The following is a 12,661-nucleotide window of genomic DNA, read 5'->3' on the forward strand; positions in this document are numbered from 1 at the left end:
TACGCCAAAGGAATCGGCCGCGCGTTGTCTAGGCCTCGCGTTCGACGGCTTGGATCTCGGAGAGCCACTCGCCCTCCGGCCGGGCGTGCCGCCGGTAGTGTTCCGACCTGATCTGCTCGGCCCGGCCGCCCTCGGGCCTCCGCGTTCCGCTGTATCGCAGGCTGTGGGCCGGACCCGACTCCAGCCATGCGGAGGCGTCGAGATCCAGCCACTGGAGAACGGCGAAGAGGCCGTCGCCGTCCGGGTCCTCGACGGGGTGCTCGGCTTCGGTGGGAAGAGGATCGCCGATCGCCATGCCGCGGGTCATGCCGGCATGCAGGACGAACACGTGACGCAGCAGGTCGCCGTCGCGCGCCACGGTCAGGTAGTAGGAGCCGGACACTGTCTCGGCGCCGCCGCCGACCACGACGCCGAGCCGCTCGGACATGGAAATGATCATGTCGGGGGAGTCGGACAGGACATACGACGTGTCGAGCAGGAACGACCGGCCGTCCCGCTCGCCGATCGCCGTCACCCATCCGTCGTCGTCGCTCGCCAGCCCCACCTCGAACGGAGCCGCCGCCTCGTCGCCGAGCCGGAAATCGCCCGTGTGGCGTTCCAGCTCGGCGAGGAGTTGTTGCTGGGTCGCCGAGGCCGCCAGCAGTCCGAAATGCATGCCCACAGCGAGGCAGGGTACAGGCCGGCGGGATTCAGAGGGTGCGTAGCGCCTCCACGGGGGACAGCCGAGCGGCCCGCAGCGCCGGGTACCACCCCGCCAAGGCGCCGACGAGCAGGGCGGCCGCCAGGCCGGCCAGGGGCGCCTCCGGCGGGATGGCGACCGGGTCGCCGCCGAGCCGGGCCGCGATCGCGGTCGCCAGGACGCCGAGGCCGACGCCGAGGACGCCGCCGATCGCCGTCAGGAGCGTCGACTCGAGCAGGAACTGGGCGGCCACGTGCCCGCGGCGGGCGCCCAGCGCACGGCGCAGGCCGATCTCGCCGCGGCGTTCCAGCACCGAGATCACCATGATGTTGGCGACGCCGACGCCGGCGATGAGCAGCGCGATCCCGCCCAGGCCGAGGAACAGGCCGACGAACGCGCCCTTCGCGGCGATCCGGGCGACCAGCAGGTCGGACGGGTGGCGTACCTGCACGTCGTCCTTCCCGTCGGGGACCGTGGTGGCGGTGAGCACGGCGGCCACGTCGGCGACCTGGTCGGGGTCGGCGCGCAGATAGATGCGGCTCGGGCCGGCGGTGCGGCCGAAGACCTGGGCCGCCTGTCCGAAGCTGATCAGCGCGGCGACGTCGATCTCGGGGGCGACCGCGACGGGCGCGAGCACGCCGGCGACGGTGAACCAGTGGTCGCCCAGCAGGATGGGGGTCGGCACGGCGAGCGACGCGATGCCGAGGATCTTCGCCGCCTCGTACCCGAGCACCACCACCGGATAGCGCTCGGCGGTCGCGTCGAGGAAGCGGCCGAGCAGCATGTGCGCCGACATGGTCGTCGGCAGCGAGGCCTGGGTGGCCAGCACGTTCATGCCGCCGGTCTGCTCCTTGGGGATGGCCCGGCTGCGGCGGACGGCGATGTTGTCGACCGATCCGACGGCGGTCACCGTGCGCACCGGTGGGATGCGGGCGATCATCGGCGCGGCGGTGACCGGCAGCGAGACCGTGCGGCCGTTGACCGATTCCGCCGAGGCGACCGTGAGCAGATTGCCCTGCTCGCCGAGCTGGGTGAGCAGGTCGGCCTTCGCCGACTCGGCGATGCCGAGCACGGCGACGACGGCGGCGACGGCGATGGCGATGCCAAGAGCGGACAATGACGTACGCGTACGGCGGGCCCGCAGCCCGGCGGTGGCCACGGCGACCGCGTCGGGCAGGCGCAGCCGGGCGCTCATCGGACGATCCGCCCGTCGCGCAGGTGCACCCGGCGGCGCATCGCGGCGGCCACGTCGGGGTTGTGGGTGATCAGCACGACGGTGCCGGCCAGCCCGGAGAGCAGCGACGTGATCTCGGCGCCGGTGGCCGAGTCGAGGTTGCCGGTGGGCTCGTCGGCCAGCAGCACGGCCGGCCGCCCGACGATCGCGCGGGCGATGGCGACGCGCTGCCGCTCGCCGCCGGAGAGCTGACCGGCGCGGTGGCCGATGCGGCCCGCGAGACCCACCTCGTCCAGCGCCTCGGCGGCCCGCGAGCGCCGGATCCGGGCCGGCACCCCCCGATACAGCAGGCCGGTCGCGACGTTGTCGAGCACGCTGAGGTGCTCGAGGAGGAAGAACTGCTGGAAGACGAAGCCGAGGTGGGTCGCGCGCACCTCGGAGAGCTGCGCGTCGGACAGCGCCGAGGTGTCCGTGCCGGCGATCCGGACCGTGCCGGCCGTGGGTCGTTCGAGGGTGCCGAGGATGCTCAGCAGCGTGGACTTGCCGGCGCCGGACTCGCCGGTGATGGCGACCGTCTCGCCGGACTCGACGACGAGGTCGATGCCGTCGAGGGCGGTGACCGCGGTCGGGGGCGGATAGACCTTGCTGACCGCGGAGAGCTCGAGAGCATGCGTGATCATGCCGGGACCTCCACGATCGCGCCCTCGCGCAGGCCGTCGCCCGAGACCTCGACGAGGGTGTCGGCAAACAGGCCCGGCGTGACGCCGACGAGCCGGCGGCCGCCGTCCAGGAGATAGACGCCGTAACCGCCGCCGGCCAGCGCGACGAGGGCGGTGATCGGGACGGCCAGGACGTTCTTCGCCGAGGCGTCGGTGACGTGGACCTCCACCGGCGCCTGGTCGAGGCCGGCCCCGGCGACCTGGCGGGCGAGCGTGACCGTGGCCGCGATCGTGGGCAGCTGCTCGCCGCGGCCCATGTCCTCCTGGTTGGCCGCGGTGGCGACGGTGGACAGCTGGGTGACCCGGCCCGGCACGGTTTCGCCGGCCGGGAGGGTGACCGTGACGGCGTCGTGCAGGTGGACGACGTGGCTGTCGGTCACCGGAATCGCGAGCGTGACCGCCACGGTGGTGGAGGTGGCGGACAGCAGCGGCCCGCCGGCCACCGGACCGCCGACCTGCGCGGCCAGGGTGGTGACGCGCAGCCGGCCGGGCTGGAAGATGACGTCGCCGAGCTCGATCCGGCCGGTGACGCTCTGGTGGGTCGCGCGCTGCCATCGGCGTACGGCCGCGGCGGTGGCCCGGGTGAAGCGGCCGTCGACGGTGGGACCCGCGTGGCCCAGCGCCACCAGGTTGGCCTCCAGGGCTCGCACGTCCGGCCCCGAGGTGACGCCGAGCGCCATCGCCCGCCATGCCGGCCGGTCGCCGTAGAGCAGCCGGACCGGCCGGTTGTCCACCGCGAGGACCCGTTCGCCGCGGCTGATCACCTGGCCCGGCCGCGGCAGCCAGGTCACGACGCCGCCGGCGCCCGGCCAGTAGATCGGATAGGCGCCTGCGTAGCCCAGGGACCCCTGGACGACGGTCGTGGTGGACAGGTCGGTGCGCTGCACGGTCGCCGTGCCGGTCGGCACCCCGGCCACGGCCGGCGCGGCGGGAGCGCGGCGCAGGCCGAGCGCGGCGCCCGCCGATCCGGCCAGAAGTGCCCCGCCGATGAGCACCGTCCGCCTACGCATGGCCGAGGTTTCCCAGGCTGGACAGCGAGGCTTCCTCGTCCAGGACCTGCCGGCACGCGTCGATGGCCCGGCGCAGCGTCGGGTTCTCCTTGCCGCCCGGCGGCACCGATTCGGGGTCGAGGCCGAAGCCCTTGCCCGGCGCGAAGTTGCTGTCGACGGTCGGATCCTTGAAGTTGGGCAGGCCGTGCTGGCGCATGCACTGGGCCGACCGGACGCCGGCCTGGATCAGCTCGGGCGGCGGAGGTCCCTGGTCGCGGATGGCGAAGTTCGCCGCGTGGATGAGCTGCTGGCAGGCCGTTGTCAAGGCGTCCAGTTGCGGGCCGTCGAGGCTGCGCAGCGCCACCTCGTCGGTGTAGACGTAGCCGTCCGAGGTCAGGATCGGGTCCTGGTAGTTGGGAGCGCCGTGCTCGCGGACGCACTGGGCGGCGGCGTGCAGCTTGGCGCGGCGCTCGGAGCTGGAGTCCCCGGCGACGGCGTTGGGGTTCTCGTCGGTTCCGCCCGGTGGGGCCGCGCTTGCACTGGCGCCGGGCAGCCGCGGGACGGTGGGTGTGGAGGGATCGTTCGAGCAGGCCGCGAGGGCGAGACTGACCGCGGCGGCCACCAGAAGAGTTTTCCTCATGGGGATCGGTCTATCGGGACGGCGGTGACATCAGCGCTACGCGCCATGTTGGACGGATGTCACCTCGCCGGGGGCAGAATGTCGGCATGCGGGTGCTGGTGGTCGAGGATCACGTCACCCTGGCCGCGCGGGTCGGCGAAGGGCTGCGCGACGCGGGGATGGCGGTGGACGTCGTGCACGACGGCGCCGCCGCGCTGGCGGCCGCGTCCGGCGCCGATTACGACGTCGTGGTGCTGGACCGCGACCTGCCGGTGGTGCACGGCGACCACGTGTGCCGCACCCTGGCCGGCGGCGCGGACGCCCGGATCCTGCTGCTCACCGCGGCGACGTCGGTCGACGACCGGGTCGACGGGCTCGAGCTGGGCGCCGACGACTACCTGGGCAAGCCGTTCGCGTTCCCGGAGCTGGTGGCCCGCGTCCGGGCGCTGGCCCGCCGCGCGCCCTCCGCCCCGCCGCTGGTGCGCCGCGGCGACCTGACCGTCGACCGGGCCCGGCACCGGGCGAGCCGGGCCGGGCGCGCGCTGTCGCTGACCCGCAAGGAGTTCGGGGTGCTCGAGATGCTGATCGCCGCCGACGGCGCGGTGGTCAGCGCCGAGGAGCTGCTGGAGCACGTGTGGGACGCGCACGCCGACCCGTTCAGCAACGTCGTGTCGGTGACGCTGGCCCGGTTGCGGCGCAAGCTCGGCACGCCGCCGCTGATCGAGACCGTGGTCGGACGGGGGTACCGGATGTGAGACGTCCCCGGCTGACCGTCCGGGCCCGCCTGACGCTGCTTTACAGCGGGCTCTTCGCGGCCTGCGGCGTGATCCTGGTGGCGTTCACCTACGGCCTGCTGGCCGCGAACTTTCCCCAGGCCGATCCCAAGACCACGGTTCCGGCCGGGTTCGCGGACAGCTGCACGCGGGCGTCCGGCGATCCCGAGGCCGATCCCGCGCTGATTCAGAAATGCAAAGCCGCGTACGAGCAGGGCCTGGAGACCGGCGCCACCACCCAGCGCGAGGCCACCCTCGACAAACTGCTCCGGTACTCGGCCGGCACGCTGTTCGCCGTCACGCTGCTGGCCACGGCCATGGGGTGGATCGTGGCCGGGCGGGTGCTGCGCCCGGTGCACCAGATCACCGAGGCGGCGCGGAACGCCTCCGGCAAGCGGCTCACCGACCGGCTCGCGATGACCGGCCCCCGCGACGAGCTGCGGGAGCTGGCCGACACGTTCGACGACATGCTGGACCGGCTGGAGGCGGCCTTCGAGAGTCAGCGGCGGTTCATCGCCAACGCCGGCCACGAGCTGCGCACCCCGCTGGCCGTGATGCGCGCCAGCGTGGACGTGGTGCTGGCCAAGCCCGCGCCGACCCCGGAGGAGCTGATCGGCATGGGCCGCGACGTCCGGGCCGCCGTCGCGCACGCGCAGGCGCTGATCGACGCGTTGCTCACACTCGCCCGCACCGACCGCGGCCACGTCGACCGGGAGGAGGTCGACCTCGCCACGGTCACCGAGGACGCCATCGACATCATCGGCGACAGCCGCGCGTCGCCGCGGGTGCACGCGGCGCTGGCGCCCGCACCGACCAGCGGCGACCCGATCCTGCTGGAACGGCTCGCGGCGAACCTGGTCGACAACGCGCTGCGCTACAACGTGCCGGACGGTGCGGTCTGGGTCAGCACCGGGCTCCAGGCGGAGCGGGTCGTGCTGACCGTCGCGAACACCGGCCCGGTGGTGGCTTCGGAGGCGGTCGGCCGCCTCTTCGAGCCGTTCCGCCGCCTGCACGACCGCACCGGGGACGGCGGCTTCGGCCTCGGGCTGGCGATCGTCGCGTCGATCGCCACGGCCCACGGCGGCACCGCGATCGCGGGCGCCCGCCCCGACGGCGGCCTGACCGTGACGGTCAGCCTGCCGGCCGCACAATAGATTTCGGCAATGCTTGCCCAAGCAATTATGGAAATCGCTTTTCCTCATGTGATCTTTTGACCAAAACGATGATGAGCGCTTGATTTTTTGGCAGCCTCTGGGCCGTGGAAAACCTGCTGGCCAATTGGCGCGCCTATCTGCTCGAGTGGGGCGGCGAGCCGGACGGCGCCGTGATCTTCCGGAGTGGGCTGCCGCAGCCGCAGCTCAACGGGGTGGTGCGGCGGGACGCGCGGCCCGTCGCGTCGATCCTCGCGGAGGCGCGGCAACGGCTCGACGGGCTGCCGTGGCGGTGGTGGGTCGGGCCGGACGAACCGGCGGACACCGGGGAGCTGCTGCACGGGCTGGGCGGACGGCGTGCGTCGGAGGCGCCGATCATGGCGGCGGCGGTGGACGACCTGGCGCGGGTGCCGGCGCCGGACGGGGTGACGATCCGGGAGACCACCGACCTCGGGGCCTGGGTGGCGGCGTACACGTCGAGCTTCGGCATGCCGCGCGAGCAGGTCGCGGCGGTGTGGGACGTCGAGGCGACGATGACCGGGCGCATCACCCGGATCGAGGGGCGGATCGGCAACCGGATCGCCGGAACGGCGGCGATGCTGGAAGCGGCGGGGGTGGCCGGGCTCTATGTGGTGACGGTCGTGGAGGGCTACCGGCGGCGCGGGATCGGCGCCGCGATGGCCAGCGCGGCGATCGACGTGGCGCGCCGCCGGGGGCTGCGCGTGGCGATGCTGCAGTCCAGCCCGGCGGGGGAGCCGCTCTACCGGCGGCTCGGCTTCGCCGAGGTGGGACGGGTCGAGGCGTACGCCTTCTAGCGGCCCGCGGCGACCAGGGCGGCCGCGGCGTCGCGGGGGCTGGCCGTGGTGACGAGACCCTCGCCGACCAGGACGGCGTCGGCGCCGGCCTCGCGGTAGCGGATCAGGTCGCCGGGGCCGCGGACGCCGGACTCGGCCACCTTGAGGACCGTCGAGGGCAGCAGCGGGGCCAGGCGCTCGAAGACCGCGCGGTCGACCTCGAGGGTGCGCAGGTTGCGCGCGTTCACGCCGATCACGCGGGCGCCGGCGTCGACCGCTCGGGACACCTCCTCCTCGTCGTGGACCTCGACCAGGGCGGTCATGCCGAGCTCGTCCTCGAGCAGGACCCGCAGCCTGGTCAGGGTCGGCTGGTCGAGGGCGGCGACGATCAGCAGCGCCACATCGGCGCCCCACGCGCGCGCCTCGTAGGCCTGATACTCGCCGTACAGGAAATCCTTGCGCAGAAGCGGAATGCGGACCGCCTGCCGGACCATCGCGAGGTCCTGCAACGAACCGCCGAACCGGCGCTCCTCGGTCAGCACGCTGATCCACGTCGCGCCGCCGGCCGCATAGTCCGCGGCGAGGGCGGCCGGATCGGCGATCGGCGCGAGGTCGCCCTTCGACGGCGAACGGCGCTTCACTTCCGCGATCACCGAGACGCCGGGGCGGGCCAGCACGCCGTACGCGTCGAGGGCGGGAGGCGACGACGACGCCCGCGCCACCATCTCGTCGAGGCTCGTCAGAGCCGCACGCTTCGCCACGTCCTCGCGCACGCCGGCCATGATCTCGTCCAGCACAGTTGTCACCGCTCCAACATATGCCGGCCGCAGCTTCTACTCCTCGGCGAGCAGATCCAGCGCGCCGAGGAACTCGTCGCGGGTCAGCAGCGCGCCGAACACGGGGTGGCCCGGCTCGAAGCCGCGGCCGGCGCTCAGGGCGTGGAACGGCACCGGGTCGAAACCGAACGAGTCGACCAGCGCCGCGACGGCGTCCACGGCCGCCGGGTCGTCGCCGGCCACGCCCAGCGCCAGCCGGCCCGGGGCGCCCGGCGGCAGGCGGCGCTCGTCCATGTCGTGGTAGCCGACGTGGTTGAGGGTCTTCACGACGGTGGCGCCGGCGAGCCGGTCGGCGACCACCTCGCTGCTGCCGCGGCCGCTGTTCTCGAACATCTCGAGCACGCCGTCGTTGGGCGGCCAGTAGTTCATGATGTCGATGACCAGCTTGCCGTCGAACATCGAAGGATCCAGCGCGGGGAACGCGTGCATCGGGATCGCGAGGACCACGATGTCGGCGTCCCGGACGGCGTCGGCTGTCCAGCGGGCCTCGGCGCCGGGCGCGAGCACGGAGGCGATCAGCGCGATCCGCCGGGGGTCGCCGGACGCGGAGAGGGAGACCTGGTGGCCGGTCTCGACGGCCATCCGGGCCACGATCGGACCGGTGTGCCCCGAGCCCAGCACGGCGATGCGGCTCATCGGGTCGCCTCCAGGTGGCGGTCGAGGGTCTGCAGGATGTCGTCGAGGGCCTCGAACTGGGCGGGGCTGAGCGCGTCGCCGAAGTGCTGCTTGATGCCGCGGGCGTGCGGGGCGGTCGCGGCCCGGAAGATGCGGGCGCCCTCCTCGCTGAGCACGACCTCGGCGCCGCGGCTGTCGGTGACGCACTCGGCCCGCTCGATCAGGCCGCGCTTCTCCATCCGGCCCAGGTGGTGCGAGAGGCGGCTGCGCTCCCAGTCGATCGCGGCGGCCAGCTCGGAGGAGCGCAGGCGGCGGCCCGGGGCCTCGGAGAGCGCCAGCAGCACCGCGTAGTCGCCCGGCGAGAGGCCGGAGTCGGCGGCGAGCTGGGCGGCGAGGCGGCGGCGCAGCTCGGCCGTGGTGTCGATCAGCGAGCGCCAGACGACCAGCTCACGCGAGGTCATCCGGCGCCGCTCGGCGGCCGGCAGAGCCTGCTCGGTGTGGTTCATACATCACCCCAAGTGATTGACGCGTCAATAGTGCGTCACCGCGGTTGACACGTCCACTACCGGGGGTGTGACGTCGCAGACTACGGGCGCGGCAGGAGCTTGGCGTGGTTGGCGCGGACTATCCGCTCGCCGAAACGGCGGAAGAGTGCCGCCCGGATGAAGCCGGGGAGGTTGCGGGCCCGGTCGCGGCGGTGGTTCTGCTCCAGGACGAAGCGGATGCGGTCGCGGCGGCGGGCCTCGAACGCGCTGGTGTCGAGAAGGGCGGCGGCGCCGGGGTCGAGGTCGGCGAAAAGGTCGCGCCAGTCGCCCGATCGAGGCCGGCCGCCTCGACGAGCAGGTCCAGCAGGTCGGCGCGGCGGATCGCCAGGCACTCGCCGGCGTCGCCCCAGATCGTGTGGACGTCGATGCCGGAGAGCAGGCGGCCGGACCAGTCGCGGATCTCCTGGCCGCGTCATCGAGGCCTGGTGCCCCACTCGCGGTCGACGATCTCCTTGAACGCGGCGCGTACGGCGGTGTCGTCGGACAGGTCGACGCGGCGCTCGCGGCGCTCCGCCTCGGCCTGCCTCTGCTGCGCCGCGTAGATCAGGCCGTCGTCGTCCATGGCGGCGAGCGCCTGCCAGAGGTAGGAGATCCAGCTCTTCATCGCACTTCCTCCTGACTGAGATGGGTTGCGGACCACCGCTCGATCGAGCGCAGTATCGGCACGATCGTGCGGCCGAGGTCGCTGAGCGAGTACTCGACCCGCGGCGGGTGGTGCAGGTAGAGGCTGCGTTCGAGGAAGCCGGCCGCTTCCATCTCGCGCAGCCGCTGGGCGAGCATCGCCGTGCCCACCGGCGCGAGCCGTCGCTGCAGGTCGCCGAAGCGCATCGGGCCGGAGCCGAGCAGCCACACGATGTGCGGCGTCCAGCGCGGGAAGATCAGCTCGAGCGCGGGCGAGAGCGGCGTTCCGGTGGTCAGCAGGGTTCGGCTCACATCCGGTACAACGCTCCCATTCGCGCTCCGTTCAGCGGCTCGACGGACAGGGATGTGACACCGCGTACTCCCGGACGAGCACTTGAATCGCGAACCGGCCGCCGGTGAACCCGGGTGGGTGCGCGGCCGTTGTACGCGGGCATGACACGCGCACGCATCGCACCACTCGCCCTCATCGCCGCCCTCGGGCTGCCGTTCACCTCGGCCTGCGAGACCGAGGTGCCGCTCGCCGCGGTGGCGGCGCCCGGCACCCAGCCCCAGGCCGATCCGCTGACCGGCGTGGTCCAGCTCACCAGCCGCCGGCCCGCCTCGCCGGTGGGGTAACCGGCGTCACGCCCACTCGATCACCACTGTTTCTCCACCGCCGGTTCCTAGCTTTCCCGGCGTGGACTCCAAGTTTTCGGCTCTGCGGGACGAGCACGGCGACGCCTTGGAGAAGTACCTGCTCGGCTTCACCCGCGGCGACAAGACCGAGGCCGAGGATCTGCTGCAGGAGACGATGATCCGGGTCTGGCGGAACCTCGACCGGGTGCCGCCCGCGGGCGAGCAGGCCCGGCGCTGGCTCTACACGGTCGCCCGCAACGTCGCCATCGACGCGCTGCGGGCCAGGAAGGCCCGGCCCGCGGAGGTCGAGCTGCACGACGTCACGGCGCCCGCGATGGCCGACGACACCTCGGACACGGTGGTGGCGGTGCAGACCCTGCACGGCGCGCTGGGGTCGCTGAGCGAGCAGCATCGGAGGGTCGTCGACGAGCTGTACCTCAAGGGCCGGTCGGTGGCCGAGACCGCGCGGCGGCTCGGGCTGCCGGCCGGGACCGTCAAGTCGCGCGCCCATTACGCGATGCGCGCGCTGCGCGAGGCGTTCGCCTGACCTGCGTCACATTCGTGAATTACCGCGCATCGGCCACGTCGTTGCCGGTATGACCGACATCTACACCGCCGAGGCCGGCGCCGTGCAGCCGGTCGAGGTCTACTTCGACGATCTCGACCGCTACGGCATGGTCTACAACGCCCACTACCTGATCCTGATCGACCGGGCCTGGGTCCGCTTCTGGGGCGAGCGCGGCTACACCTTCGAGGGCGACGCGACGCCGGACACGCTCGCGCTCGTCCGGGAGGTCACCATCACGTACGAGCAACCGATCACCGACAGCGGCACGGTGGCGATGCATTTCTGGATGGAGAAGGTCGGCGGTTCCAGCGCGGTCATGGGCTTCCGCATCACGTCGGCCGACGGCCACCGCGTGCACGCGCACGGCAGCCGCGTCGCCATCAAAGTCGACCCGGTGACCCGCCGCCCCGCGCCCTGGTCCGACGCCGTCCGCGCCGACTTCACCTCGCTGCTGCGGGAGGTCAGCCATGTCTGAGCCGCTCGCTCCCGGCGCACACACCATCGACGTGCACGGGATCGCCCAGCGCTATCACGTGTACGGGCAGGGCGCGGCTGTCCTCGTCGCCGTGCCGGGCGGGCCCGGCGTGTACTGGGACAGCCTGCGCATGCCCGAGGTGGAGCGGCACGTCACGGTGGTGTACGTCGAGCCGATCGGCACCGGCGACTCGGGCCGGCTGCCCACGCACCCCGACGGCTACACGCGGGCCGTCTACGCCGACGCGCTCGACCAGGTCATCAAGCAGCTGGGCCGGGACAGGGTCTACCTGCTGGGACATTCGTACGGCGGCTTCGTGGCCCAGTACTACGCGGCGCACCACCCGGAGAACCTGGCCGGCGTGATCCTCTACGAGTCGTCCCCGGTCACCGGCGAGGAGCAGGGCGCCGAGTCGATGCGGCTGCTCGGCGAGTTCATGGCCCGCAACCAGGACAACCCCGCGGCGCCGGGGGTGCTCGCCGCGCTGCAGTCGATCGGGGGCATCACCGACGACGAGGAGCTCACCGCGGCGCTGCGCGGGCTGCTGCCGGCCTACTTCGCCGACTACTGGGGCCGGGAGGCCGAGCTGTCGCCGGTGCGGAACTCGGTGCAGGTCACCTACATCTCGGGCCGGGCCGCCGACGGCACGCCCGACGTCATCGCCGATCGCGAGCTGCTCGCCACGATCGCGCTGCCCACGCTGGTCATCGCCGGAGAATACGACGTGATCTGCGGCGAGAAGTGGGGCCGCGAGATCCACGGCCTGGTGCGCAACTCGCGGCTGGTCGTCCTCGAGCACAGCGGCCATCTGGGCCACGTCGAGGAGCCGGAGCGCTTCGCCAAGGCGGTCACCGACTTCGTCGCGGCGCACGGCCGCTAGGGCAGGTTGCCGATCACGGCCGGGCCGACCGGCCGTGATCGGCTCTACTGGCCGTTGACGGAGAAGATCCGGTCGTGGCGCGGGCCCGGGAGGTGGGCGATCCGGCGGGCCGCCGCGGTCAGCACCGACACGGTCTCGTTGTCGAGGTTGTCCAGCACGTGGCGGCGCACGCTCGACGCGTACGCGCATTCGCTGCGCCGCAGCCACTCCGTGCCGGCCTCGGTGAGGATCGCGTTCCAGCCGCGCCGGTCTCCCTCCGCCTGCTCCCGGCGCACCAGGCCCTGCTGTTCCAGCTTCTCCACGATGCGGCTCATCCGGCTCAGCGACAGGAAGGCCGCCGCCGCGAGCTCGTTCATCCGTAGCCGCTTGTCCGGCGCCTCGGCCAGTCGCCGCAGGGTCTGGTACTCGCTCAGGGAGCGGTTCCGCTCGTACATCAGGTCGGCGTCGACATTGCGCTGCACCGTGACGGCCGCGCCGATGAAGGCGTCGAACAGGGCCGCCTCCTCGGGAGAAAGCCGCTCGTCGGTGGCCGCCCGCAACCGGTTCTCCATCATCGGGCACATCCCTTCAGCTCGTACGCGTCAACC

General features: G+C 72.8%; 17 protein-coding genes and 2 pseudogenes. 7 read left to right on the plus strand and 12 right to left on the minus strand.

Features of this window, described 5'->3' with window-relative positions:
• Nucleotides 1–28 precede the first annotated feature (28 nt).
• The 5 genes from ACQPZX_RS16975 to ACQPZX_RS16995 are packed head-to-tail and all read right to left on the minus strand — an operon-like array spanning nucleotide 29 to nucleotide 4,201.
• Nucleotides 29–661, minus strand: coding sequence for a hypothetical protein (locus ACQPZX_RS16975; protein WP_433381368.1), 633 nt, complete (start codon nucleotides 659–661; stop codon nucleotides 29–31).
• A 28-nt stretch (nucleotides 662–689) separates the two neighbouring features.
• On the minus strand, nucleotides 690–1,874 hold the full coding sequence (locus tag ACQPZX_RS16980) for an ABC transporter permease (protein ID WP_433381371.1): 1,185 nt from the start codon (nucleotides 1,872–1,874) through the stop codon (nucleotides 690–692).
• The gene (locus tag ACQPZX_RS16985; protein ID WP_433381374.1) at nucleotides 1,871–2,533 is read right to left on the minus strand and encodes an ABC transporter ATP-binding protein; all 663 of its coding nucleotides are present in this window, start codon (nucleotides 2,531–2,533) and stop codon (nucleotides 1,871–1,873) included. Before ACQPZX_RS16985 ends, ACQPZX_RS16980 begins: the two co-directional genes overlap by 4 nt.
• On the minus strand, nucleotides 2,530–3,582 hold the full coding sequence (locus ACQPZX_RS16990) for a peptidoglycan-binding protein (protein ID WP_433381377.1): 1,053 nt from the start codon (nucleotides 3,580–3,582) through the stop codon (nucleotides 2,530–2,532). Before ACQPZX_RS16990 ends, ACQPZX_RS16985 begins: the two co-directional genes overlap by 4 nt.
• The gene (locus ACQPZX_RS16995) at nucleotides 3,575–4,201 is read right to left on the minus strand and encodes a hypothetical protein (RefSeq protein WP_433381380.1); all 627 of its coding nucleotides are present in this window, start codon (nucleotides 4,199–4,201) and stop codon (nucleotides 3,575–3,577) included. The genes ACQPZX_RS16990 and ACQPZX_RS16995 overlap by 8 nt, the downstream gene beginning before the upstream one ends.
• An 86-nt stretch (nucleotides 4,202–4,287) precedes the next feature.
• Here ACQPZX_RS16995 and ACQPZX_RS17000 point away from each other — a divergent pair, with 86 nt between their 5' ends.
• The 3 genes and pseudogenes from ACQPZX_RS17000 to ACQPZX_RS17010 form a co-directional block, all read left to right on the plus strand.
• Complete coding sequence (locus ACQPZX_RS17000) at nucleotides 4,288–4,935, plus strand: response regulator transcription factor (protein WP_433381383.1); 648 nt, start codon at nucleotides 4,288–4,290, stop codon at nucleotides 4,933–4,935.
• A complete protein-coding gene (locus ACQPZX_RS17005; protein WP_433381386.1) occupies nucleotides 4,932–6,107 on the plus strand; it encodes a HAMP domain-containing sensor histidine kinase in 1,176 nt (391 codons plus the stop codon). Before ACQPZX_RS17000 ends, ACQPZX_RS17005 begins: the two co-directional genes overlap by 4 nt.
• A gap of 593 nt (nucleotides 6,108–6,700) precedes the next feature.
• Nucleotides 6,701–6,838: pseudogene (locus ACQPZX_RS17010) on the plus strand (GNAT family N-acetyltransferase); the annotation flags it as partial.
• Between the two features lie 55 nt (nucleotides 6,839–6,893).
• On the opposite strand, the pseudogene trpC reads toward ACQPZX_RS17010, so the two are convergent.
• The 6 genes and pseudogenes from trpC to ACQPZX_RS17040 all read right to left on the minus strand — a co-directional run.
• Nucleotides 6,894–7,695 (minus strand): annotated as a pseudogene (trpC, locus tag ACQPZX_RS17015) (indole-3-glycerol phosphate synthase TrpC); the annotation flags it as partial.
• Between the two features lie 36 nt (nucleotides 7,696–7,731).
• Nucleotides 7,732–8,370 (minus strand): NADPH-dependent F420 reductase, encoded by a 639-nt coding sequence (locus ACQPZX_RS17020; protein ID WP_433381389.1) that lies wholly within the window; start codon nucleotides 8,368–8,370, stop codon nucleotides 7,732–7,734.
• Nucleotides 8,367–8,855 carry a MarR family winged helix-turn-helix transcriptional regulator gene (locus tag ACQPZX_RS17025; protein ID WP_433381392.1) on the minus strand — a complete coding sequence of 163 codons (489 nt, stop codon included), beginning with the start codon at nucleotides 8,853–8,855 and terminating at the stop codon, nucleotides 8,367–8,369. Before ACQPZX_RS17025 ends, ACQPZX_RS17020 begins: the two co-directional genes overlap by 4 nt.
• Nucleotides 8,856–8,935: 80 nt before the next feature.
• Nucleotides 8,936–9,226, minus strand: coding sequence for a hypothetical protein (locus ACQPZX_RS17030; protein WP_433381395.1), 291 nt, complete (start codon nucleotides 9,224–9,226; stop codon nucleotides 8,936–8,938).
• A gap of 80 nt (nucleotides 9,227–9,306) precedes the next feature.
• Nucleotides 9,307–9,498, minus strand: a complete 192-nt coding sequence (locus tag ACQPZX_RS17035; RefSeq protein WP_433381397.1) for a hypothetical protein — start codon at nucleotides 9,496–9,498, stop codon at nucleotides 9,307–9,309.
• A complete protein-coding gene (locus tag ACQPZX_RS17040) occupies nucleotides 9,495–9,827 on the minus strand; it encodes a winged helix-turn-helix transcriptional regulator (RefSeq protein ID WP_433381400.1) in 333 nt (110 codons plus the stop codon). Before ACQPZX_RS17040 ends, ACQPZX_RS17035 begins: the two co-directional genes overlap by 4 nt.
• Before the next feature lie 141 nt (nucleotides 9,828–9,968).
• On the opposite strand from ACQPZX_RS17040, the gene ACQPZX_RS17045 reads away from it, so the two are divergent.
• The 4 genes from ACQPZX_RS17045 to ACQPZX_RS17060 all read left to right on the plus strand — a co-directional run bounded on the left by ACQPZX_RS17045 (nucleotide 9,969) and on the right by ACQPZX_RS17060 (nucleotide 12,074).
• Nucleotides 9,969–10,151 (plus strand): hypothetical protein, encoded by a 183-nt coding sequence (locus ACQPZX_RS17045; RefSeq protein WP_433381403.1) that lies wholly within the window; start codon nucleotides 9,969–9,971, stop codon nucleotides 10,149–10,151.
• Nucleotides 10,152–10,212: 61 nt separating this feature from the next.
• Nucleotides 10,213–10,698 carry a sigma-70 family RNA polymerase sigma factor gene (locus tag ACQPZX_RS17050; protein WP_433381406.1) on the plus strand — a complete coding sequence of 162 codons (486 nt, stop codon included), beginning with the start codon at nucleotides 10,213–10,215 and terminating at the stop codon, nucleotides 10,696–10,698.
• A gap of 49 nt (nucleotides 10,699–10,747) precedes the next feature.
• A complete protein-coding gene (locus ACQPZX_RS17055; protein WP_433381409.1) occupies nucleotides 10,748–11,194 on the plus strand; it encodes an acyl-CoA thioesterase in 447 nt (148 codons plus the stop codon).
• Nucleotides 11,187–12,074 (plus strand): alpha/beta fold hydrolase, encoded by an 888-nt coding sequence (locus tag ACQPZX_RS17060; RefSeq protein WP_433381412.1) that lies wholly within the window; start codon nucleotides 11,187–11,189, stop codon nucleotides 12,072–12,074. Before ACQPZX_RS17055 ends, ACQPZX_RS17060 begins: the two co-directional genes overlap by 8 nt.
• A 44-nt stretch (nucleotides 12,075–12,118) precedes the next feature.
• On the opposite strand, the gene ACQPZX_RS17065 is transcribed toward ACQPZX_RS17060, so the two are convergent.
• On the minus strand, nucleotides 12,119–12,628 hold the full coding sequence (locus tag ACQPZX_RS17065) for a MarR family winged helix-turn-helix transcriptional regulator (protein ID WP_433381415.1): 510 nt from the start codon (nucleotides 12,626–12,628) through the stop codon (nucleotides 12,119–12,121).
• Nucleotides 12,629–12,661 lie beyond the last annotated feature (33 nt).

Source organism: Actinoplanes sp. CA-142083, assembly GCF_050942195.1.
In the GTDB taxonomy this organism is placed as follows: domain Bacteria; phylum Actinomycetota; class Actinomycetes; order Mycobacteriales; family Micromonosporaceae; genus Actinoplanes.